The sequence below is a fragment of the Achromobacter sp. D7-1 genome, assembly GCF_059760445.1.
In genome coordinates this window covers 20,117-40,558 of the sequence record NZ_JCBAMT010000025.1, presented here as the reverse complement: position 1 = coordinate 40,558, position 20,442 = coordinate 20,117, and the positions used below count along the sequence as shown (strand labels likewise).

The window sequence follows — 20,442 nt, the reverse complement described above, 5'->3', positions numbered from 1 at the left end:
CGCACGACTCTCAGACTCAGCGGCCGGCGCCCTGGGCCGCCATCACTTCCTGCGCCACCTGGCGCGGCGCCTCGGCATAGTGCTTGAACTCCATGCTGTAGGTCGCGCGCCCCTGGGTCAGCGAACGCAGCGACGTCGAATAGCCGAACATCTCGGCCAGCGGCACTTCGGCCCGCACCAGCTTGCCGCTGCCGCCGGCGATGTCCTCCATGCCCTGCACCATGCCGCGCCGCGACGACAGGTCGCCCATGACGTTGCCGGTAAAGTCCTCGGGCGTTTCCACTTCGACGTGCATCATGGGCTCCAGCAGCACCGGATCCGCGCGGCGCATGCCTTCCTTGAAGGCCATCGAGCCCGCCATCTTGAAGGCGTTCTCGTTCGAGTCCACATCGTGATAGGACCCGAAGAACAGCGTCGCCTTCACGTCCACCACCGGGTAACCCGCCAGCACGCCCGCATTCAGCGCTTCGCGTATGCCCTTGTCGACCGCCGGGATGAATTCGCGCGGCACCACGCCGCCCTTGATGGCGTCGACGAATTCGTAGCCCTTGCCGGGTTCCTGCGGCTCCAGCTTGAGCACCACGTGGCCGTATTGGCCGCGCCCGCCCGATTGCTTGACGAACTTGCCTTCGACCTCGTTGCAGGCCTTGCGTATGGTTTCGCGGTACGCGACCTGGGGCTTGCCCACGGTGGCCTCGACGCCGAACTCGCGCTTCATGCGGTCGACCAGGATTTCCAGGTGCAGCTCGCCCATGCCGGAGATGATGGTCTGCCCGGATTCCTCGTCGGTGCGCACGCGGAAGGACGGGTCCTCTTGCGCCAGGCGGCCCAGCGCGATGCCCATTTTTTCCTGGTCGGCCTTGGTCTTGGGCTCCACGGCCTGGGAAATCACGGGCTCCGGAAACACCATGCGTTCCAGGATGATGATGTGGGCCGGATCGGTCAGCGTGTCGCCGGTGGTGACGTCCTTGATGCCCACGGCCGCGGCGATGTCGCCCGCGTAGACTTCGGTGATCTCGCGCCGCTCGTTGGCGTGCATCTGCAGGATGCGGCCTAGCCTCTCCTTCTTTTCCTTGATGGGATTGAAGACGGAGTCACCCGACTTCACCACGCCCGAATAGACACGGAAGAACACCAGCTGGCCGACGAAGGGGTCCGTCATGATCTTGAAGGCCAGGGCCGAGAACGGTTCGTTGTCGGTGGGATGGCGTTCGATTTCGTGGTCGCGCACATCGTGGCCTTTGATCGCGGGCACATCAACGGGCGAAGGCATGTAGTCGATGACCGCGTCCAGCATGGCCTGCACGCCCTTGTTCTTGAACGCGCTGCCACAGAGCATGGGCACGATTTCGTTGGCGACCGTGCGCATGCGCAGGCCCTGCTTGATCTCGTCCTCGGTCAGCGCTTCGCCCGACAGGTATTTTTCCAACAGGGTTTCGTTGGCTTCCGCCGCCTTTTCCACCATCTTGTCGTGCCATTCCTGGGCTTGCGCCTGCATCTCGGCGGGAATGTCGCGATACTCGAAACGCACGCCCTGGCTGTCCTCGTCCCAGATGATGGCCTTCATTTTGACCAGGTCGATCACGCCTTCGAAATGGTCCTCGGCGCCCACCGGCAGTTGGATGGGCACGGCGTCGCCGTTCAGGCGTTCGGCGATCTGGCGCTGCACGCGCAGGAAATCCGCGCCGACCCGGTCCATCTTGTTGACGAAAGCCAGGCGCGGCACCTTGTACTTGTTGGCCTGACGCCAGACGGTTTCGGATTGCGGCTGCACGCCGCCCACGGCGTCATAGACCATGACCGCGCCGTCCAGCACGCGCATGGAACGCTCGACCTCGATGGTGAAGTCGACGTGGCCCGGCGTGTCGATGATGTTGATGCGGTGTTCGGGATAATTGCCCGCCATGCCCTTCCAGAAGGCGGTGGTGGCGGCCGACGTGATGGTGATGCCGCGTTCCTGCTCCTGCTCCATCCAGTCCATCACGGCGGCGCCGTCGTGCACTTCGCCGATTTTATGGGTGATGCCGGTGTAGAAGAGGATGCGCTCGGTGGTGGTCGTTTTGCCCGCGTCGATATGGGCGCTGATGCCGATATTGCGGTATAGCTCGATACGCGTCTTGCGAGTCATGGCCTCTTCCCTTGCAGTGAACTACCGGGCGAAGACGGCAAGCCCGACCGGGCCTTGCCGCGGCGGGCGCCATGCCGCGTAGGGTGCTTGAGAATGGCGAAATCGCGCCCGCACTGATGCGTAAATATTACGCGCGGCGTGCCAAGAAACAAGCCTAGTCCCTGCAAGGGCCAAGGATAAAAAAAGCCCCTCCATCAGGAGGGGCTCGTTCGCCATGCGCCAGCCTGGGGCAACTCCGTAGAGCGTTCCGCGGCGGCTGATGCGGGCCGGCTACTTCTTTTCTTCCTTGACGCGGTACACCAGCACTGCCGTGCTGGCCAGCGACAGGACCTTGGCGGTGACGCTGCCCAGCAGCAGGCGCGACAGGCCGCTGCGGCCGTGGCTGCCGATGAAGATCAGGTCGCAGCCGGCGTCGGCGGCGGCTTGCACGATGCCGTCGGCCACGTTGAAGTTGGACACGGCGCGCGATTCGGACTTCACGCCGGCGGTGTCGGCGCGATCGGTGATCTGCTTGAGGTACTTGTCGGCTTGCTCGGCGGAGGCCTTTTCGTAGTCTTCGTCGGTGATGGCGTAAGCGGCGGCCATGCCGTCGAAACCGATCGTGGCAGCGAAAGGCTGGGTCACGTAGAGGGCGACGACTTCAGCGCCCACGGAGCGCGCGAAGCAAATACCGGCGTTGGCGGCCTGGGCCGAGAGCGGAGAACCGTCGGTGGGAATCAGGATCTTCTTGAACATCTTGCCTGCTCCTGTCTGTGAGGTACCTCCATGCTACCGGAAACGCGCCAGGTTCACATCAACGGAACCCGGCGCGCCTTGACGCGCGTCAAGCGCGCGTTCAGCCCAGTTGCTGAGCAGCGGCGAACAGATTGGTGCAGCGCGTGCCGGTGCGGCAATACGCCAGGACCGGGCCCGGCAGGGTGCGCAGCAGTTCGGCGAAGCGCACCACGTCGGCGGAGGTCATGGCGCTGCCCACCACGGGCTGGTACTCGATCTGCAGGCCGGCGGCCAGCGCGGCCTTGGACACGTCCGCAGCGGTGGGCTGGTCCGGGCCGCCTTCGAAATCGGGACGGTTGATGATGACGCTCTTGTAGCCGGCGGCGGCGACGTCCGCCATGTCGTCCGGGCCGAGCTGCGGCGCGACGGCGAAATTCTGGGTCAGGGGCTTGATGGGTGCGGACATGGCGTTTCCTTCAATGGCGTCAACGAGATAGCTCTCTATTATTAATTGCTGGAGGCGTTTTGCGCGAAGATTTTTTCCAGATCGGTCCAGACGCCGCGATGATCGACGATGGTGACCGAAAAGCGCAGCATGGTCGAAGGCGCCTGTGACGGGGAAAATAGCGTGCCCGGCGCCAGCAACATGCCGTGATCCGCCGCCACGCGCGCCAGCGCCTCGGTATCGCGGCCATAGTCAGCCCAGACGAACATTCCCGCATGCGGCTCGTGCGGCACGGTCAGCCCCAGCTTCAGCAGCCCTTTCAGGCAACGTTGGCGGGCGTCGTCGACCCGCAGGCGCACGCGCTCGATGTGGCGGCGGTATTGCCCTTCCATCAGCACGCGGTGGATGACCCGCTCGCCCAGTTCGGGCGAGGTCAGGCCGGCCAGCATCTTCAGGTCCGCCAGCTTCTGCAGCATCTCGGGATTCGCGGCCAGGTAGCCCACGCGCAGGCTGGCGGCCAGCATCTTGGAATAGCCGCCTACCAGGATCACCCGTTTCAGGCCGTCCAGCGCGGCCAGTTTCATGGCGCCGCCAGGGTGCAGTTCGCCGTAGGTGTCGTCTTCGACCACCAGGAAATCGTGGCGTTCGGCGATGCGCAGGATGTCGTAGGCGACGCCGGCCGACAACCGGTGGCCGGTGGGATTGTGCACCGAGCTGTTGATGATGAAGAGCTTGGGCTTGTGCTGGGCCGCCAACTGTTCGAGCAGCGCCGTGTCGGGGCCGTCGGGGCCGCGCGGCACGCCGATCAGGCGCGCGCCGAAGGCAGCCAGGCGGCCGAAAATGACGAACCAGGCGGGATCTTCGACCAGCACGGTGTCGCCCGGCTTGACCAGGTGCCGCGCGATCAGGTCCAGCCCGTGCGTGACGCCGTTGGTGGTGAGCAGATTGAGTTCCGGGTGCGCCGGCACGCCGTCGTTCTGCAGGAAGGCGGCGATCTGCTGGCGCAGCGGCGCAAAGCCCTGCGGATGTCCATAGCTGACCAGGTGTCCGCGCACCGAACGCCCCACCGCGCGCACCGCCCCCGCCACCATCTCCGGATCCAGCCAGTCCGCCGGCAGCAGCCCCGCGCCGCCCGGCATGCCTGAGGGATTGGTGTCGCGGAACATGCTGCGCAGCAGCCAGGCGACGTCGATGCGGGCAGGCGGCGTCAGCGCCACGGGCGCCGCGCTGGCGACCGCCGCCAACTGGCCGCTGCGCGCCCGCACGAAGAACCCTGCGCCGCGGCGCGATTGCACCAGGCCACTGGCCACCAGACGGTCGTAGGCCTCGACCACGGTGAAGCGGCTGACGCCCGACTGTTCCGCCATCTTGCGGATCGACGGCAGCCGGGTGCCGGGCCGCAGCCCCTGTTCGTCGATGCGGCGCGCCAGCCCGTCGGCCAGTTGCGCCACCAGGGTGGCGTCGGCCTGGCGCACGGGCTGCCAGGGCATGGAGGGGGTCGCGGCGGAAGCAACTGTCATGGGAATTTCACCAGGCCAGTGATTAAAGTGATATGCAAAAGTGTACCGGTACTGTACCGATAACTATGCGTAGAGTGACAGCAATGCCGGAAACCCGCAAGAGCGGACGGGCGCGATGCCCGCGGCGTTCCCATTCCCTGGTGGCTGTGATGACCCGTCCCGCTTTCTATCCGACCTCCCAAGGCGCGCCCGCCGCGCCCGCCACGCTCTGGGAGGGCTACGGCTATGGTTTTCTGGGGGTGCTGGTCTTTTCCCTGACGCTGCCCATGACCCGCCTGGCGGTCGCCGAATTGGCGCCGCTGCTGGTAGGGCTGGGCCGCGCCCTGCTGGCAGCCGTGCCAGCCGTCGTCGTGCTCTGGCTGACCCGCGCACGCAGGCCGAACCGCCAGGAGTGGCCCGGCGTGATCCTGGCCGCGCTCGGGATCGTGGTGGGCTGGCCGCTGGCGTCCTCGCTCGCCATGCAGACCGTACCCGCTGCGCAGGGCGCGGTGTTCAATGGCTTGCTGCCGCTGTCGACCGCGGCGTTTGCCGCGTTGCGCAGCGGCGAACGCCCTTCTCCGGGCTTCTGGGCCTGGGCTGTACTGGGCGCCGCCCTGGTCACGGCCTACGCCTTGCGCCAAGGCAACGGCACGCTAGAGACGGGTTACCTCTGGCTGCTGCTGGCCGTGGTGCTGGGCGGCATGGGCTACGCCGAAGGCGCGCGCGCTTCCCGCACGCTGGGCGGCGGGCGCACCATCTGCTGGGCGCTGGTGATCAGCGCACCGGTGGTAGCGGCGCCTGTCGGCTGGATGGCGGCGCAGCAGGCCAGCTGGCCTACCGCCTCTGTAATCTATGCCTGCGCCTATCTGGCGCTGGGTTCGATGTTCCTGGGCTTTTTTGCCTGGTATCGCGGCCTGGCCGTGGGCGGCATCGCCCGGGTCGGCCAGGTGCAGTTGCTGCAGCCGTTCCTGACGGTGGTGGCGGCCGCAATGTTGTTTGGCGAATCCGTGGAGCCGGCGACGTATGTCTTCGCCGCTGCCGTGATCGCCGTTATCGCCGGCGGACGCCGCGCCATCGTCAGAACCAAGAAATGAATCTGCTCCCCTCCAACTGGGCCGACGTGCCCTTGATGTCCCTGTCCTTGCTGGGCCCGCTGGCCATGTTCGCGCTGGTCAGTTCGATTACGCCCGGCCCCAACAACGTGATGCTGGCCTCCTCCGGCCTGAACTTCGGTTTCCGCCGCAGCGTGCCGCACCTGCTGGGCGTGAACCTGGGCTTTACCTTCATGATCTTCCTGGTGGGCATCGGGCTGGGCTCGGTGTTCCAGCAGGTGCCGCAGCTGTACGCCGTGCTGAAGTACGCGGGCGCGGCCTATCTGTTGTACCTGGCCTGGAAGATCGCGAATTCCGGCGAAATGGACGACGGCGAGGCGCGCGGCAAGCCCTTCACTTTTCTGCAGGCCGCTGCCTTCCAGTGGGTCAACCCCAAGGCCTGGGTCATGGCCGTGGGCGTGATCGCGACCTACACGCCGCAGAACGGCTTCTTCGCCAACCTAGTCATCGCCACCGTCGTCTGCGGCGTCGTCAACCTGCCCAGCATCGGCATTTGGGTGACCTTCGGCACGGCGCTGCGCCGCGTGCTGCACAAGCCCTGGGCGATCCGCGCCTTCAATGTGGGCATGGCGCTGCTGCTGGTGGCCTCGCTGTATCCGGTGGCGCTGGAAATGCTGCACTGACGCGGCCGTCAGGCCAGCAGTCCCACCACCACGGCGGGCGTGACCAGCACGTTGAACAAGCCCGCCATCACCATCACCAGGCCCGCGACGGCGCCTTCATCGGCCGCCAGTTCGCGGGCCTTGGCCGTTCCGGCGCCGTGCGCGCCCATGCCGAACAGCGCGCCGCGCGCCAAGGCCGAACGCAGCGGCAGCCAGCGCCGCATCAGCTGGCCGATGGCCGCGCCGAATACGCCCGTGACGATCACGAAGACGGCCGTCAGATCCGGTACCCCGCCCACGTGCGACGACACCGCCACCGCGAACGGCGTGGCCACCGAGCGCGGCAGCAGGCTCAGGCGCAGGTCCGGCGACAAGCCCAGCAGGCTGCCCAGCATCCAGGCGCTGACGCCCGCGATCAAGCTGCCGACCGCCACGCCGGCCACCAGCACCGGCCAGTAGCGGCGGATCAAGGCGCGCTGCTCGTACAAGGGCAGCGCAAACGCGACGATCACCGGCCCCAGCATCGCCATCAGCCAGTGGGACCCCGCCATGTACTCCCGATAGCCGGTGTGCAACACAATCGCCAATGCCAGCAGCAGCGCGGGCGCCACCACCAGTGTCGACGTCCACCAGCAGGCAAAGCGCCGGTAGAACAGACGCGCGCAGACGTAGGCCAGCACGGTCGCGGCGGGCCAGAACCACAGGTTGAAATCAGCCGGCATGGCGGTTCATCCATCGGTAGCAGAGATCGATGGTCAGCGCCGTGCCGGTCATCACCAAGGCCGTGCCCAGGAGGATGACGGCCAGCAACTTCAGCCCCAGCAGGCCGAGGAATTCGCGGTGATCCAGCAGCGACATGACGGCGGGCACGAAGAACAACAGCATCTCGCCCAGCAGCCAGCTGGCGCCGCGGTGCACATTGCGCACCCGCAGGCGGCGCGTGGCCAGCAGTAGCAGCACCAGCGCCATGCCGATGACGCCGCCCGGCACGGGCAGGCCCAGCAGTTGGGCCAGCGCCTGGCCCAGCAGGGAAAAGAGGATCAGCAGGCAGATCTGCAGCACGCGGCTGCGGCGCAGCCGGCTGCGTAGAAGAATGATGAGGCGTGGGCGAGACATTGAATGGAAGTTCCAGCGGCAAGTAGATGTTTTACGCCCGGGCCGCCCATAGATAAAATGAATTCATCGAATCCATCCCATTCCAAACAGGCATAACCATGGAACTGCGTCCCCTGCGCGCCCTGGTCGAGGTCGTGCGCCAAGGCGGCTTTTCCCAGGCGGCCAAGACCGTCTTCGCCACCCAGCCCACCGTGAGCAAGGCGGTGCGCCAGCTGGAAGACGAGCTGGGCATGCCCTTGCTGGACCGCCACGCCCAGCCCCCGCGACTGACCTCCGCCGGCGAAATCGTCTACCGCCGCGCCGTGGCCATGCTGGCGCAGCGCGACGACCTGTATGCAGAACTCGACGAATTGAAGGGGCTCAAGCGCGGCGTGCTGCGGCTGGGCCTGCCGCCGCTGGGCAGCAGCACCCTGTTCGCGCCCATGTTCGCGCGCTTTCGCAGCCGCTACCCGCAGATCGAGATCAGCCTGGTGGAACACGGCAGCCGCCGCCTGGAGGAAATGGTGATGGCCGGCGAGATCGAACTGGCGGGTTCGCTCAAGCCAGTGCCCGACATTTTCGAGTGGCAACCGGTGGCGCGCGAACCGCTGGTGGCGCTGATGCCCGCCGACCATCCCAAGGCGCGCGCCGAAACCGTGGGACTGGGCGAACTGCGCGACTCGCCGTTCATCCTGTTCGAGACTGGCTTCGCCCTGAACCGCATCCTCCACGACGCCTGCCAGCGCGCCGGCTTCGCGCCCACCATTGCCGCGCGCAGCGGCCAGATCGATTTCATCGTGGCGCTGGTGGCGGCCGGCCTCGGCGTGGCCTTCCTGCCGCGCCTGAAGGCCCGGGAAGAACTGCACGCGGGCGTGGCGCGCGTGCCGCTGCGCGATGCCGGCACGGACTGGGAAATGGTGCTGGTCTGGCGCCGCGGCGGCTACCTGTCGCATGCCGCCCAGGCCTGGCTGGCCTTGACGCGAGAAGTCCATCCCGAAGTATGCTGATGCCGGAACCCAGCCGCCTCGCCCGGGTCAGACACTCCATGCCCGCCCTACCCCGCCTCTCTCCCCGCCGCCTGTTCGCCGTTGCCCTGCTTGCCGGCGCCAGCGTGGTTGGCTGCAGCCAACTCGATTCCTGGCAGCGGCAGACGATTTTCTCTCCCCAGTCCGAACCGCAGACCTGGTGGCGCGAACCCGCCGCCGGCACCCAGGTCTACGACCTGACGCTGGCCGGCGGCGACAAGGTGCGCGCCTGGTATTGGCAAAGCCCGCAAGCCGGCGCGCCCACCGTGCTGTACCTGCATGGCGCGCGCTGGAACCTGAACGGCAGCGCCTTTCGCATCGACGGCTGGACCCGCATGGGCTATTCCGTGCTGGCCATCGACTACCGCGGCTTCGGCGCGTCGACGCCGCGCCTGCCGTCCGAGGACAGCGCGCTGGAAGATGCCGTGGCCGGGCTGAAGGAACTGGCCCGGATCCAGCCCGATCCGTCGCGCCGCTTCATCTACGGCCACAGCCTGGGCGGCGCAATCGCGATCGACCTGGCCGCGCGCCCGGAGCAGCCGGCGTTCGCCGGCCTGATCGTGGAGTCCAGCTTCACCAGCATCGGCGCGATGCTGGGCACGCTGCGTTGGGGCAAAGTGCCGGGCGCCAGTCTGCTGGTCACACAGCCGTTCGCCTCGGTGGAAAAGCTGGCGCGCATGCGCACCCCCATGCTGTTCATGCACGGCACCGCCGACCGCGTGGTGCCCCACACCATGAGCGATGAGCTCTACGCCGCCGCCAGCAATGTCGCGCCCGAGCTCAAGCGCCTGGTCAAGATCGAAGGCGCCACGCACTCGGGAGCCTTTCGCAGCGGCGCGCAGTATGAGACCGCGGTGAAAACCTTCATGCAGGACGCGAGCCGCGCGTATCCGCGCAAGGCGGGCTGACGGCCCGAACCGGCGCGGCGGGCTCTTAGCCGGCCCTGCCCGCACGCGCCAATAGCGCGTTTCCCGTACACCTGCCCGTCCCGCGAAAATGCGCGCGCTGGGCAGGCTCCGCCCCGAACATACGCCCCTTGCGAAATCCCACCCCGGCCGGCCTCCCCCCCCCTCCGGGATGACCCGCCCCGGGAAATCCCCAAATCAAAATATCTTCTAAATATATTTACTAGATATTAGACTTTGCTCCTGCTCGCCGCTCCGCCATTGAAGCGACGGCATCTTGAGGAGAAGCCAGTTGAGTAACGTGCTTTGGCAGGGGGTCTTTCCTGCCGTAACGAGTAAGTTCCATGCCGACGAGACCCTCGACTTCGAGGCGATGCGCAAGCACTTCGGCTTCCTGATCGATAACGGCGTACACGGCCTGGTCACCTGCGGCTCGCTGGGCGAAGCCAGCACCCTGACCCTGGAAGAAAAGCTGGAAGTGACGCGCTGCGCGGTTGAAGTCAGCGCGGGCCGCATTCCTGTCCTGGCCAACGTATCGGAAACCAGCACCCGCGAGGCGCTGCGCTTCATCAAGGCCGCCGTGGAACTCGGCGTCGACGGCTTCATGCTGATGCCTTCGCTGATCTACGTGGCGGACGCGCGCGAAGCGATGCAGAGCATCCGCACCATGGCCGAAGCAGCGCAGAAGCCCTGCATGATCTACAACAACCCCGTCGCTTACCGCGTGGACCTGAAGACCGAGCACATGGTCGAACTGGCCGACTGCAAGTGGCTGGTCGCCATCAAGGAAAGCAGCGACGACGTGCGCCGCCTGACCGACCTGCGCAACGCGCTGGGCACCCGCTACCAACTGTTCATCGGCGTGGACGACCTGTCGTTCGAGGCGCTGGCGCTGGGCGCCGACGGCCTGCTGGCGGGATTGGTGACCGCCTTTCCGCGCGAGACCGTAGCCCTGTACGACCTGATGAAGGCCGGCAAGTGGCAGGAAGCGCTGGCGCTGTACCAGTGGTTCACGCCGCTGTTGCACCTGGATGTGTCGACCAAGCTGGTGCAGAACATCAAGCTGGCCGAGACGCTGGCCGGGGTGGGCAACGAGCACGTGCGCCGTCCGCGCCTGCCGCTGGTCGGGGCGGAGCGCGAACGCTGCGCCGCCATCATCCAGGCCTCGCTGGCCAAGCGCCCCGCGCAGTACCAGTCGAAGTAAGGCCGGGCTCCGGAAGAAGCACGAACCTCCTGGCGCGTGGCGGAGCCGCGACGCGCCAGGGCCTGTCCTCCCGCAAGCCTAACGGACATCATGCAAAGCGACATCATTCTTCAGACCCGGGGCCTGAGCAAGGAATTCCGCGGCTTCGTTGCGGTCAACAACGTCGACATGAGCGTGCGCCGTGGCGCCATCCACGCGCTCATCGGCCCCAACGGCGCGGGCAAGACCACCTTCTTCAATCTGCTGACCAAGTTCCACATCCCGACGCGCGGCGAGATCCTGTACGACGGCGTGGACATCACGCAGGAACGCCCGGCGCAGACCGCCCGCCGCGGCATCGTGCGCTCGTTCCAGATTTCCGCCGTGTTCCCGCAGTTGTCGGTGCGCGAAAACGTGCGCGTGGCCTTGCAGCGCAGGCTGGGCGTGGACTATTGCTTCTGGCGTTCGGAACGCACGCTGGAAAGCCTGCACCATCGTGTCGAGGAACTGTTGGACCAGGTTGGCCTGCGCACGCATCTGGACGTGGCCGCGGGCGACCTGCCCTATGGCCGCAAGCGCACGCTGGAAATCGCCACCACGCTGGCGCTGGAACCCGAGCTGCTGCTGCTCGACGAACCCACCCAGGGCATGGGCCACGAAGATGTAGACCGGGTCAAGCACCTGATCAAGCAGGTCTCCGCCGGCCGCACCATCCTCATGGTCGAACACAACATGAAAGTGGTGGCCGACATCTCCGACACCATCACCGTCTTGCAACGGGGCGAGATCCTGGCCGAAGGCCCCTACGCAACCGTGTCGGAAAACCCGGCGGTGCGCGAAGCCTACATGGGAGCCGAAGATGAATGAAGCCGCCCCGGCCTCGACCTCCAGCATGCTGGAGATCCGCAATCTGCACGCCTGGTACGGCGAATCGCACATCCTGCACGGCATAGACCTGGACGTGAAGCCGGGCGAATGCGTGACCCTGCTGGGCAGGAACGGCGCGGGCCGCAGCTCCACGCTGAAGTCCATCCTGGGACTGGTGGGCCGGCGCAGCGGCTCCATCAAGATCCGGGGCCAGGAGACCGTCGGCCTGCCGCCCCACAAGATCGCGCGCCGCGGCATCGGCTATTGCCCCGAGGAACGCGGCATCTATGCGTCCTTGAGCGCCGAGGAAAACCTCATGCTGCTGCCCTCCGTGGGGCCGGACGGCATGTCGGTGGCGGAGATCTACGACATGTTCCCCAACCTGAAAGAACGCGCCCACAGCCCTGGCACGCGGCTGTCGGGCGGCGAACAGCAGATGCTGGCGATGGCGCGCATCCTGCGCACCGGCGCCCGCCTGCTATTGCTGGACGAAATCACCGAAGGCCTGGCCCCGGTCATCGTGCAGTCCCTGGGCCGCGTGATCCGGCAATTGAAAGAGCGCGGCTACACCACCGTGCTGGTCGAGCAGAACTTCCGCTTCGCCCAGCACCTGGCCGACCGCCATTACGTCATCGAACACGGCCAGGTGGTGGCGGTGATCGACCGCGCCGAGGTCCGGCAATCGCAGGACAGGCTGAACGCCCTGCTCGGCATTTGAGTTTTCCAGCCGCATTCCTTCCGACCGCAGTCCCCTTCCTACACGGAGCGTAGTCAGATGAAATTGAATCGAATCGCAGCAGCGCTGTTCGCCGTCGGCATGATCGGCGCCGCCCAGGCCCAGACCAAGGTCAGCGACGACGTGGTCAAGATCGGCGTCCTCACCGACCTGTCCGGCGTCTATTCCGACCTGGCTGGCAACGGCTCTGTGATCGCGGCCCGCATGGCCGCCGAGGAAATGGGCAACAAGGTGCTGGGCAAACCGGTGGAAGTGGTTTCGGCCGACCACCAGAACAAGCCCGACGTCGCCGCCAACCTGGCGCGCGAATGGTTCGACCAAGGCAAGGTCGACATGATCACCGACTTCCCCACGGCGTCCACCGCGCTGGCGGTGATGGAGATCGCCAAGCAGAAGAACCGCGTGACCATGCCGTCGGCCGGCCTGTCCACCGCCATCCTGGGCGAGAAATGCTCGCCGCTGAACGCGCAGTGGACCACCAACACCTATGCCCTGGCCGCCGGCACCGCGCGCGCGCTGGTCAAGGAGGGCAAAAAGAGCTGGTACTTCATCACCGCCGACTACACCTTCGGCCACTCGCTGGAAAAGGACGGCACCGAAGTCATCCAGGAAAACGGCGGCAATGTGGTGGGCGTGTCGCGCCACCCCTTCCCCGGCAATGATTTTTCCTCGTTCCTGTTGAAGGCGCAGGCCTCGAAGGCGGATGTCATCGCGCTGGCCAACGCCGGCAACGACACGGTCAACGCGGTCAAGCAGGCCAACGAGTTCGGCATCAACAAGAAGCAGATCGTGGCGCCGCTACTGACCTACATCTCGGACGTGCACAGCATGGGCCTGGCCAAGGCGCAGGGCATGTACCTGACCGAAGCCTTCTACTGGGACTATGACGACGCCTCGCGCGCCTGGGCCAAGAAGTTCTTCGAGAAGGCCAAGAAGATGCCGACGGCCTCGCAGGCGGGCGTGTATTCGGCCACGCTGTCGTACCTGAAGGCGATCGAAGCCGCTGGCACCGACGATGCGCCGGCGGTCATGGCCAAGCTGCGCGAAATGACCATCAACGACGCCGTGATCCGCAACGGCAAGCTGCGCGCCGACGGCGCACTGGTACACGACATGCTCCTGCTGCAGGTAAAGACGCCCAAGGAATCCAAGGCGCCCTGGGACTACTACAACGTGAAGTCGGTGCTCAAGGGCGAGGACGTGTTTCCCAAGCCCCAGGCCGCGTGCTCGTTGAACAAGACGTAAAGCCGCCACGCGCCGCACGCCTGGCGTGCGGCGCCGGCTGCCCTGGCCGCGGCGCACCGCCGCGCGCTTCCCGGAAATCGACGCGACACCTGTCCGCCCGCCGCCTACTATGTTCGACATCTCGCTTCCCGCCTTGCTCGCCCAACTGCTGGTGGGGCTGATCAACGGCTGCTTCTACGCCATCCTGAGCATGGGGCTGGCCATCATCTTCGGCCTGCTCAACATCGTCAATTTCACCCACGGCGCCCAATTCATGATGGCGGCGTTCCTGGCCTGGATCGGCTTCACGCAGCTGCCGCAGCTGCTGGGTCCGGGCGTGCAGATCAACTTCTGGGCCGCGCTGATCGTGGCGCCGCTGCTGGTGGGGCTGGTGGGCGTCGTGATCGAGAAGACGCTGCTCAAGCGGCTCTACCACCTGGACCACTTGTATGGCCTGTTGCTGACCTTCGGCATCGCGCTGATGATGGAAGGCGGCTTCCGCTACTTCTACGGCATCTCGGGCGTGGGCTATGAACCGCCCGAGATCCTGCAGGGCGGCTTCGACCTGGGCTTCATGTTCCTGCCGGCATACCGCGCTTTCGTGGTGGTGGCGTCGCTGGTGCTATGCCTGGCCACCTGGTATCTGTTCGAGCGGACCCGGCTGGGCGCCATGCTGCGCGCCGGCACTGAAAATCCCAGGCTGCTGCAGGCCTTCGGCGTCAACGTACCGGTGATGATCACCCTGACCTACGGCTTCGGCGTGGCGCTGGCCGGCGTAGCCGGGGTGCTGGCCGCGCCCGTCATGCAGATCAACCCCCTGATGGGGTCGAACCTGCTGAACATCGTGTTCGCCGTGGTCGTGATCGGGGGGCTGGGTTCCATCATGGGCGCCATCGTCACCGGACTGGCCCTGGGCTTGCTGGAAGGGCTGACCAAAGTGTTCTATCCCGAAGCCTCGACGGTGGTCGTCTTCATCGTGATGGCGATCGTTCTGCTGACGCGCCCGGCCGGCCTGTTCGGCAAGGAGAAATAAGGTGCAGCGCATACCCTCCTCGATCCGCATCCTGGCGCTGCTGCTGGTGCCGGCCCTGCTGGTGCCGTTCTTCCCGCAGATCGTCTACCCCGTGTTTGTGATGAAGGTATTGTGCTTTGCGCTGTTCGCGCTGGCCTTCAACCTGCTGACCGGCTTTACCGGGCTGGTGTCCTTCGGCCACGCCGCGTTCTTCGGCTGGGCCGGCTACGCGGCCGGCGAAATGATGATCCTGTTTGGCGCCCGCGGCCTGCCGCCAGAGATCGCCATGGCCTGCGGCGTGGCCATGGCCGCCGCCATCGGCTACGCGATCGGCTGGCTGGCGATCCGGCGCACCGGCATCTACTTCGCGATGATCACGCTGGCGCTGTCGCAGGTGGCGTATTTCATGGCCGTGCAGGTGGGCTGGACGCGCGGCGAAGACGGCATGCAGGGCATTCCGCGCGGCAAGTTCCTGGGCCTGGTGGATTTGAGCGTCGACGCCAACATGTATTACTTCGCGCTGGGGGTGTTTGTACTGGGCTTCCTGTTCGTCTACCGGGTGATCCATTCGCCCTTCGGCCAGGTGCTCAAGACCATCCGCGACAACGCGCCACGCGCCATATCGCTAGGTTACGATACAGACCGGTGCAAGCTGCTGGCCTTCGTGCTGTCGGCCGCGGTCGCCGGCCTGGCCGGTTCGCTGAAGGCGCTGGTGCTCCAGCTGGTTGCATTGAACGACGTGTCGCTCGCTACCTCCACGGAAGTGCTGCTGATGACGCTCTTGGGCGGCATCGGCACGGTATGGGGGCCAGTGGTCGGCGCGACGCTGGTCGTCAGCTTGCAGAATTACCTTGCCACCCTGGGCGACGTCGTCACCATCGTCATCGGACTGATTTTCGTGTTGTGCGTGTCGTTCTTCCGGCGCGGATTCGTCGGCGAATGGCTGGCCTACGCGCAGTGGCGCAAAACGAAGGAAAACAATAGTTGATGGCAGCAGCAGAATCCAAACGGCGCGCCGCCGATGTCGCCTACGATCAGATCGAAAGCATGATCGCCACGCTGCAATTGCAACCGGGCAGCGCGGTCGTCGAGGCGGATCTGGTCGAAAAGACCGGCCTGGGGCGCACGCCGCTGCGCGAGGCGCTGCTGCGCATGGTCGCCGCCGGGCTGATACGCCAGGAGCCGCGGCGCGGCCTGCGCGTGTCCATGATCCAGCTGGCCGACCACATGGACCTGATCCAGACCCGCCGGGCGCTGGAGCAGCTGATCGCCGCCAATGCCGCGCGCCGCGCCACGCCGGCTCAGCGCAGCCAGATCGTGGATTGCGCGGCGCAGATGATACGCGCGGCGGAAGGCGGCAATCTCGACGACTACATGCATGCCGACCAGCTGCTGGACCACGTCTGCCACCAGGCCTGCCGCAACGCCTCGGCCGTAAACGCGGTGGCGCCGCTGATCATCCAGTGCCGGCGCTTCTGGTACGCCTACCAGCACGAGGGCGACATTGCCGAAGGCGCGCGCCGCCACATGCTGATGGCCGAAGGCATCGCCACCGGCAACGAGTCCGCGGCCATCAAGGGCGCGGACTCGCTGATGGACTACCTGGAGATGTTCACGCGCAAGGTGATTGACGCGTGACGGCCGGCGCGGCCTGCCCATTGCGGCGGGCCAGCCACTGCAAGACCCGCGGCCGCGAACGGTCATACGCCAGGTTGTAGAGGAAGGCGTAGGGCAGATAGAACAGCACCAGCGCGATATCCAGCACGAAGGCCTGCCACAGGCTGATATTGAGCCACCAGGCCGCCAGCGGAATCACGATCAGGATCAGGCCCAATTCGAAACCGAAGGCGTGCACCACGCGCAACCGCAGCGTGCGGGTCCAGCCCATGCGGTTCTCGATGCGGTCGAAGCCCGCGTTGTAGATCATGTTCCAGACCAGCGCGATCCAGGCGATCACCGCGGTCAACACGCCCATTTCAAACAGAGACTTGCCCATGGCCCAGGCGGCCGCCGGGGCGCACAGGCCGATGGCGATGATTTCGAACAGAAAGGCGTGGAGGAAACGTTCTTTGAGGGATTTCTTGGCTTGGGTCATGACCCACCTGCGGTCGGTTGATACTCAGTGGCAGGAATTTTCGACGATATTTCCGTTACCATAAAGATGGTTTTCATCGGAAAAACCGATAATCCATAAGCCCTACCCCGGAGCCTGCCCGCATGCGCCACTCCCTGGAATCCCTGGCAGCGTTCGCCCAGGTTGCCTCCGAAGGCACGTTTTCCGCCGCCGCCCGCAAGCTTGGCAAAAGCCAGTCCACCGTCAGCGAGACCGTCGCCAACCTGGAGGTGGACCTGAACGTCACGCTGTTCGACCGCAGCCAGCGGCAGCCGACGCTGACCGAGGCTGGCCAGGTGCTGCTGGGGCAGGCCCTGCAGGTGCTGGCGGCGAACGACAGGCTGAACCGCAGCGCCAGCCAACTGGCTGAGGGGCTGGAGCCCCGGCTGACGGTGGTACTGTCCGACACCTTCCAATCCGAGACCTTCGATACCATGCTCAGCCAGATCGATCAGCGCTATCCGGCGCTGCGTTTCGAATGCCTGATCGCGGAATACGAGGACGTGGTGGCGCTGGTGCAGCAGGGACGCGCTCACCTGGGACTGATGGCCGCGCAGGACAGCTATCCGCCCGACGTGGCGCACGCCACGCTGGCGGAGCTGTCGGAGATCGTTCTGTGCGTGGGCCGCGGCCACGCACTGGCCAAGCTGCCCCGAGTCACCGAAGACCAGCTGAAATCCGAGCGCGCGCTGCGCCTGAGCACGTATGAACTGGGCGACAAGGAAGCCGAGCCAGCCTATGCCACCTGGTCGGCGCCCGGCTATCTGATGCTGCTGGAAATGGCCAGCCGCGGATTCGGCTGGACCGAGCTGCCGCGCTGGATGATCCAGCGCTTCGGCCAGGACCAGCTGGTGGAGTTGAAAGCGCCGGGCTGGCCGCGCCACATCCGCGTCGATGCGGTCTGGTCGCGCCGCCGCGCGCTGGGGCCGGCGGGCGCCTGGCTGCTGCAAAGCCTGACGGGCGGCTAACGCCGCACGCAACAGGATCTGGAGCCGGTCAGCGCGCCGTGGCGGGCAAGCGCGAGATGTGCACGCCGTTGGCGTTGAGCCAATCGCCCAGCTTGGGGCTGGCCAGCACGTCGAATTCCGCGCGGCGCTGGCGCGACATGGCGCAGCCGTCCTGGCTGCCCATCGCCGGATGGCACATGAGCAGGTCGCAGTCGCGCGCGTTGAACAGCCAGTTCTGCAGCAGATCCGCGTAGCGGCGCTTGCCGCCTTCGAAACCGTAAACGCCCAGCAGCCGGCGGTTGGTGCGCATGCCGTCCTGACGCGCCTGGCGCGCCAGCGCCGCGGAGCCCAGTGCGCCGATGACGCGCGCCTTGATGGCTTCCTTCAAGGGTATGCCGAACTGCATACCTGGCGCCGTCTGGCGCAGCCACGGCATGTGCGCTCCGTAACGCCGCTTGAGCAGCTGCAGCAGGCGTTCGCGGATGCCGGGCAGCTGATGCACGTGCTGGTGGCCATCGACGTAATCCGGCGCGCGGCCGAACGCGGCCTCGAAGGCATCGAACTGGCGTTCCAGCAGCGCCTCGACCCAGGCGTCGTCCAGCCTGCCCGTGTAGGCATTGAGGATCAGCCGGCTCAGCGTGGGCATGGGTTCAGCGCCGGGTTCAAGCGCTTCGGTGAAGTTCACGTGCAGGCCGATATCCACATTCATCTGCGCCAGCCGCCCTGCGTTCGCCGCGAACGAAGGGCCCAGCGCGAGGCAGCTGACCGCGCTCAGGCGGCCCATGCCGGCCAGCGCAATCATGCCTTCATCGATGTCGGCATTCATGCCAAAATCGTCACCGCAGACCACGATACGTTTGCTCATCGCTATACCTTTGACTTCTCTTTCATCACAGCCTTCATGCGCGCCCTGCTGCAACAAGTAAGCACCTTCATTGCTGTCGGATGCGCCGCCGCAGCCACCCATTGGGCTGTCGCCGTGGGTTGCGTCGAACTCTTGCGCATGCCGCCCCTGGCCGCCAACCTGGTGGGCTGGCTGATCGCCTTCGCGGTTTCCTTCACCGGCCACTACCGGCTGACGTTCCGACATTCCAAAACTCCCTGGACGGTAGCAGCGCGCCGTTTCTTCTTTGTGTCAGCCATAGGCTTCCTCATCAACGAAGCCGCTTACGCCTGGCTGCTGCACAACACCGCCATCCGCTACGACATCCTGCTCGCGCTGATCCTGCTCGGGCTCGCCGTGGCGACCTTCATCGTCAGCCGGTTCTGGGCATTCCGCCACAAACCCGCTGCCTGAAGGCCGCGTCCACGTCGACGCGCCACATCACGTACTTCACGCTGCTGGCCACGGGCGCCAGCCCCTGCAGCGGCGGATAGACCGGGTTGTCCGCCGCGGTACCCCATACCCAGAAACGCGCGCCTTCCGCCGCCTGGCACAGACGCGCAGTGAACTCGGTGGGGCTTAGCAGCACCTCCGCGCCCGTCTCGGGATCGAACTGGGCGGCGTCGTACAGTTCCTTGCGCCAGTTGTCCCGCACCGGCACCTCGGGGTTGCGCCAGTCGTCCACCACCCACGCGGGCCGCGCGGCTCTGGCGTACAGCGCCAGATCGAAAGGATAGGTGTGCAGCGACACGAAGGTGTCTTCCGGCTGCGCCTGTTGGCGCACCACCTTGGCCAGGGGAGCGGCGCTGCCGCGCGCATTGTTGGCCGCAATGCCCACCGCGATGACGCAGATGCCAGCCGCCACGGCCGCGCTCAGACGCACCAGGCGCGTGGTGCCTTCAGCATCGGCGCGCCTGGCGCCCTGAATCACTTCCGCCAGCAGAAAGGCCAGCGGCGCCAGCGCCGGCAGGACATAGCCCACAAGCTTGGAGTTCGGCAGTGAAAAAAACACCACCACAACGGCAAACCACGCCAAGGCCAGGCGCCGCAGGCTGCGCGAGGGGCCTTCCCAGAACGCCTTGCGCAGAATGCCGCCCCCCCAAAGCGACCAGGGCAGGCTGAGCCCGACGATCACCGGCAGGTAAAACCAGAACGGCTGCGCATTGTTGAAGCCGTTGGCCGCGAAGCGCTGGAAATGCTGATAGACGAAAAAATAGTCGTAAAAACCGGGATAGCGCAGCTGCATCAGCACGAACCACGGCGCCGCCACGGCGATGAAGGCCAACAGCGCGGGCGGCCAGAACAGCGCGGCCAGGCCGCGCCAGCGCTGCTCCCACAGCAGCCAGATCAGCAGGATGGCGCCCGGCAACGCCAAGCCGATCAGGCCCTTGGCCAGTACCGCCAACGCCGCCAGCACCGCGGCCGCCACCGACATCGCGCGCCACGCTTGGCCTTGCTCGACGCGCAGCACCGCGTCCGCCGCGGCCAGCACGCATAGCGTGATCAGGCCGGCCACCAGCATGTCCAGATTCGCGAACTGCGCGCCCCCATAGAAAAACGGCATGGTGGCGAGGACCAGCACGGTCAGCGCGGCCGCCGCGCTATCGCGGTAGCGCCGCACGAAGCAGTACAGAGCCGCCAGGGCGCCCCACGCGGCCAGCCAGGAAGGAACTCGCGCCGCCCAGGGATGCACGCCGAAGATCGAGAAGGACAGCTCGGTCAGCCAGTAATAGAGCGGCGGCTTGTGGAAGTACGGCATGCCGTCCAGCAAGGGCACCGCATGCGAGCCGCTGCGCAGCATGTCCCAGGCCACGCCGGCATAGCGCCCTTCGTCCGGCAGGGTCAGCGGCCTGAGCCAGGCCAGGAAGGCAAGCCACGCGCCTATCGCGAGCAGGAAGCGTCCCGCCGGCGGGGTCCAATCGGAACGCCGCCAGAAAGTGGTGGCGGGCATG

At 66.2% G+C, this 20,442-nt stretch carries 22 protein-coding genes; 13 read left to right on the top strand and 9 right to left on the bottom strand.

Annotated elements, in window-relative coordinates:
* Nucleotides 1-16: 16 nt before the first annotated feature.
* The 4 genes from fusA to AC6LKD_RS13330 form a co-directional block, all read right to left on the bottom strand.
* Complete coding sequence (gene fusA, locus AC6LKD_RS13345; protein ID WP_498116508.1) at nucleotides 17-2,128, bottom strand: elongation factor G; 2,112 nt, start codon at nucleotides 2,126-2,128, stop codon at nucleotides 17-19.
* A gap of 270 nt (nucleotides 2,129-2,398) precedes the next feature.
* A complete protein-coding gene (locus AC6LKD_RS13340) occupies nucleotides 2,399-2,863 on the bottom strand; it encodes a universal stress protein (RefSeq protein WP_013391481.1) in 465 nt (154 codons plus the stop codon).
* Nucleotides 2,864-2,963: 100 nt separating this feature from the next.
* Complete coding sequence (locus AC6LKD_RS13335; RefSeq protein ID WP_013391480.1) at nucleotides 2,964-3,308, bottom strand: protein tyrosine phosphatase family protein; 345 nt, start codon at nucleotides 3,306-3,308, stop codon at nucleotides 2,964-2,966.
* A 41-nt stretch (nucleotides 3,309-3,349) separates the two neighbouring features.
* The gene (locus AC6LKD_RS13330) at nucleotides 3,350-4,762 is read right to left on the bottom strand and encodes an aminotransferase-like domain-containing protein (protein ID WP_085947831.1); all 1,413 of its coding nucleotides are present in this window, start codon (nucleotides 4,760-4,762) and stop codon (nucleotides 3,350-3,352) included.
* Nucleotides 4,763-4,956: 194 nt separating this feature from the next.
* On the opposite strand from AC6LKD_RS13330, the gene AC6LKD_RS13325 reads away from it, so the two are divergent.
* Entirely contained in the window at nucleotides 4,957-5,880 is a 924-nt protein-coding gene (locus AC6LKD_RS13325; RefSeq protein WP_498116507.1) for a DMT family transporter, read from the top strand.
* Nucleotides 5,877-6,521 carry a LysE family translocator gene (locus tag AC6LKD_RS13320; RefSeq protein WP_498116506.1) on the top strand — a complete coding sequence of 215 codons (645 nt, stop codon included), beginning with the start codon at nucleotides 5,877-5,879 and terminating at the stop codon, nucleotides 6,519-6,521. The genes AC6LKD_RS13325 and AC6LKD_RS13320 overlap by 4 nt, the downstream gene beginning before the upstream one ends.
* Nucleotides 6,522-6,529: 8 nt before the next feature.
* On the opposite strand, the gene AC6LKD_RS13315 is transcribed toward AC6LKD_RS13320, so the two are convergent.
* Both AC6LKD_RS13315 and AC6LKD_RS13310 read right to left on the bottom strand, forming a co-directional pair.
* On the bottom strand, nucleotides 6,530-7,222 hold the full coding sequence (locus AC6LKD_RS13315; RefSeq protein WP_492276966.1) for an LrgB family protein: 693 nt from the start codon (nucleotides 7,220-7,222) through the stop codon (nucleotides 6,530-6,532).
* On the bottom strand, nucleotides 7,212-7,616 hold the full coding sequence (locus AC6LKD_RS13310) for a CidA/LrgA family protein (RefSeq protein WP_013391475.1): 405 nt from the start codon (nucleotides 7,614-7,616) through the stop codon (nucleotides 7,212-7,214). Before AC6LKD_RS13310 ends, AC6LKD_RS13315 begins: the two co-directional genes overlap by 11 nt.
* A gap of 98 nt (nucleotides 7,617-7,714) precedes the next feature.
* Between AC6LKD_RS13310 and AC6LKD_RS13305 the strand changes: the two genes are divergently transcribed.
* The 9 genes from AC6LKD_RS13305 to AC6LKD_RS13265 all read left to right on the top strand — a co-directional run bounded on the left by AC6LKD_RS13305 (nucleotide 7,715) and on the right by AC6LKD_RS13265 (nucleotide 16,185).
* Entirely contained in the window at nucleotides 7,715-8,602 is an 888-nt protein-coding gene (locus AC6LKD_RS13305) for a LysR family transcriptional regulator (RefSeq protein ID WP_498116505.1), read from the top strand.
* Nucleotides 8,603-8,640: 38 nt separating this feature from the next.
* Nucleotides 8,641-9,528: an alpha/beta hydrolase gene (locus AC6LKD_RS13300; protein WP_492276963.1), complete on the top strand. Its 888-nt coding sequence runs from the start codon at nucleotides 8,641-8,643 to the stop codon at nucleotides 9,526-9,528.
* A 289-nt stretch (nucleotides 9,529-9,817) separates the two neighbouring features.
* Nucleotides 9,818-10,729, top strand: a complete 912-nt coding sequence (locus AC6LKD_RS13295; protein WP_013391472.1) for a dihydrodipicolinate synthase family protein — start codon at nucleotides 9,818-9,820, stop codon at nucleotides 10,727-10,729.
* A gap of 90 nt (nucleotides 10,730-10,819) precedes the next feature.
* Complete coding sequence (locus AC6LKD_RS13290; protein WP_492276962.1) at nucleotides 10,820-11,575, top strand: ABC transporter ATP-binding protein; 756 nt, start codon at nucleotides 10,820-10,822, stop codon at nucleotides 11,573-11,575.
* Complete coding sequence (locus tag AC6LKD_RS13285) at nucleotides 11,568-12,293, top strand: ABC transporter ATP-binding protein (RefSeq protein WP_492276961.1); 726 nt, start codon at nucleotides 11,568-11,570, stop codon at nucleotides 12,291-12,293. Before AC6LKD_RS13290 ends, AC6LKD_RS13285 begins: the two co-directional genes overlap by 8 nt.
* A 57-nt stretch (nucleotides 12,294-12,350) precedes the next feature.
* The gene (locus AC6LKD_RS13280; protein WP_013391469.1) at nucleotides 12,351-13,556 is read left to right on the top strand and encodes an ABC transporter substrate-binding protein; all 1,206 of its coding nucleotides are present in this window, start codon (nucleotides 12,351-12,353) and stop codon (nucleotides 13,554-13,556) included.
* A gap of 109 nt (nucleotides 13,557-13,665) precedes the next feature.
* Complete coding sequence (locus AC6LKD_RS13275; protein ID WP_013391468.1) at nucleotides 13,666-14,568, top strand: branched-chain amino acid ABC transporter permease; 903 nt, start codon at nucleotides 13,666-13,668, stop codon at nucleotides 14,566-14,568.
* Nucleotide 14,569: 1 nt separating this feature from the next.
* Nucleotides 14,570-15,535, top strand: coding sequence for a branched-chain amino acid ABC transporter permease (locus AC6LKD_RS13270; RefSeq protein ID WP_013391467.1), 966 nt, complete (start codon nucleotides 14,570-14,572; stop codon nucleotides 15,533-15,535).
* The gene (locus AC6LKD_RS13265) at nucleotides 15,535-16,185 is read left to right on the top strand and encodes a GntR family transcriptional regulator (RefSeq protein ID WP_498116504.1); all 651 of its coding nucleotides are present in this window, start codon (nucleotides 15,535-15,537) and stop codon (nucleotides 16,183-16,185) included. Before AC6LKD_RS13270 ends, AC6LKD_RS13265 begins: the two co-directional genes overlap by 1 nt.
* Here AC6LKD_RS13265 and AC6LKD_RS13260 read toward each other — a convergent pair.
* Nucleotides 16,160-16,642 (bottom strand): multidrug/biocide efflux PACE transporter, encoded by a 483-nt coding sequence (locus AC6LKD_RS13260; protein WP_492276957.1) that lies wholly within the window; start codon nucleotides 16,640-16,642, stop codon nucleotides 16,160-16,162. The two genes, AC6LKD_RS13265 and AC6LKD_RS13260, sit on opposite strands and share 26 nt — an antisense overlap.
* A 122-nt stretch (nucleotides 16,643-16,764) precedes the next feature.
* Between AC6LKD_RS13260 and AC6LKD_RS13255 the strand changes: the two genes are divergently transcribed.
* The gene (locus tag AC6LKD_RS13255) at nucleotides 16,765-17,628 is read left to right on the top strand and encodes a LysR family transcriptional regulator (protein WP_013391464.1); all 864 of its coding nucleotides are present in this window, start codon (nucleotides 16,765-16,767) and stop codon (nucleotides 17,626-17,628) included.
* Between the two features lie 28 nt (nucleotides 17,629-17,656).
* Here AC6LKD_RS13255 and AC6LKD_RS13250 read toward each other — a convergent pair whose 3' ends face one another.
* Nucleotides 17,657-18,472: a ChbG/HpnK family deacetylase gene (locus AC6LKD_RS13250; RefSeq protein ID WP_498116503.1), complete on the bottom strand. Its 816-nt coding sequence runs from the start codon at nucleotides 18,470-18,472 to the stop codon at nucleotides 17,657-17,659.
* 36 nt (nucleotides 18,473-18,508) lie between these two features.
* Here AC6LKD_RS13250 and AC6LKD_RS13245 point away from each other — a divergent pair, with 36 nt between their 5' ends.
* Nucleotides 18,509-18,904, top strand: a complete 396-nt coding sequence (locus AC6LKD_RS13245; protein ID WP_013391462.1) for a GtrA family protein — start codon at nucleotides 18,509-18,511, stop codon at nucleotides 18,902-18,904.
* Here the strand turns inward: AC6LKD_RS13245 and AC6LKD_RS13240 are convergent.
* Nucleotides 18,864-20,441 carry a glycosyltransferase family 39 protein gene (locus tag AC6LKD_RS13240; protein WP_498116502.1) on the bottom strand — a complete coding sequence of 526 codons (1,578 nt, stop codon included), beginning with the start codon at nucleotides 20,439-20,441 and terminating at the stop codon, nucleotides 18,864-18,866. The two genes, AC6LKD_RS13245 and AC6LKD_RS13240, sit on opposite strands and share 41 nt — an antisense overlap.
* Nucleotide 20,442 lies beyond the last annotated feature (1 nt).

Excerpts from the sequence above, each read along its gene's own strand:
- fusA (WP_498116508.1), bottom strand. The coding sequence starts at position 2,128 with ATGACTCGCAAGACGCGTATCGAGCTATACCGCAATATCGGCATCAGC.
- AC6LKD_RS13340 (WP_013391481.1), bottom strand. The coding sequence starts at position 2,863 with ATGTTCAAGAAGATCCTGATTCCCACCGACGGTTCTCCGCTCTCGGCC.
- AC6LKD_RS13335 (WP_013391480.1), bottom strand. The coding sequence starts at position 3,308 with ATGTCCGCACCCATCAAGCCCCTGACCCAGAATTTCGCCGTCGCGCCG.
- AC6LKD_RS13325 (WP_498116507.1), top strand. The coding sequence starts at position 4,957 with ATGACCCGTCCCGCTTTCTATCCGACCTCCCAAGGCGCGCCCGCCGCG.
- AC6LKD_RS13320 (WP_498116506.1), top strand. The coding sequence starts at position 5,877 with ATGAATCTGCTCCCCTCCAACTGGGCCGACGTGCCCTTGATGTCCCTG.
- AC6LKD_RS13315 (WP_492276966.1), bottom strand. The coding sequence starts at position 7,222 with ATGCCGGCTGATTTCAACCTGTGGTTCTGGCCCGCCGCGACCGTGCTG.
- AC6LKD_RS13310 (WP_013391475.1), bottom strand. The coding sequence starts at position 7,616 with ATGTCTCGCCCACGCCTCATCATTCTTCTACGCAGCCGGCTGCGCCGC.
- AC6LKD_RS13305 (WP_498116505.1), top strand. The coding sequence starts at position 7,715 with ATGGAACTGCGTCCCCTGCGCGCCCTGGTCGAGGTCGTGCGCCAAGGC.
- AC6LKD_RS13300 (WP_492276963.1), top strand. The coding sequence starts at position 8,641 with ATGCCCGCCCTACCCCGCCTCTCTCCCCGCCGCCTGTTCGCCGTTGCC.
- AC6LKD_RS13290 (WP_492276962.1), top strand. The coding sequence starts at position 10,820 with ATGCAAAGCGACATCATTCTTCAGACCCGGGGCCTGAGCAAGGAATTC.
- AC6LKD_RS13285 (WP_492276961.1), top strand. The coding sequence starts at position 11,568 with ATGAATGAAGCCGCCCCGGCCTCGACCTCCAGCATGCTGGAGATCCGC.
- AC6LKD_RS13280 (WP_013391469.1), top strand. The coding sequence starts at position 12,351 with ATGAAATTGAATCGAATCGCAGCAGCGCTGTTCGCCGTCGGCATGATC.
- AC6LKD_RS13275 (WP_013391468.1), top strand. The coding sequence starts at position 13,666 with ATGTTCGACATCTCGCTTCCCGCCTTGCTCGCCCAACTGCTGGTGGGG.
- AC6LKD_RS13265 (WP_498116504.1), top strand. The coding sequence starts at position 15,535 with ATGGCAGCAGCAGAATCCAAACGGCGCGCCGCCGATGTCGCCTACGAT.
- AC6LKD_RS13260 (WP_492276957.1), bottom strand. The coding sequence starts at position 16,642 with ATGACCCAAGCCAAGAAATCCCTCAAAGAACGTTTCCTCCACGCCTTT.
- AC6LKD_RS13255 (WP_013391464.1), top strand. The coding sequence starts at position 16,765 with ATGCGCCACTCCCTGGAATCCCTGGCAGCGTTCGCCCAGGTTGCCTCC.
- AC6LKD_RS13250 (WP_498116503.1), bottom strand. The coding sequence starts at position 18,472 with ATGAGCAAACGTATCGTGGTCTGCGGTGACGATTTTGGCATGAATGCC.
- AC6LKD_RS13245 (WP_013391462.1), top strand. The coding sequence starts at position 18,509 with ATGCGCGCCCTGCTGCAACAAGTAAGCACCTTCATTGCTGTCGGATGC.
- AC6LKD_RS13240 (WP_498116502.1), bottom strand. The coding sequence starts at position 20,441 with ATGCCCGCCACCACTTTCTGGCGGCGTTCCGATTGGACCCCGCCGGCG.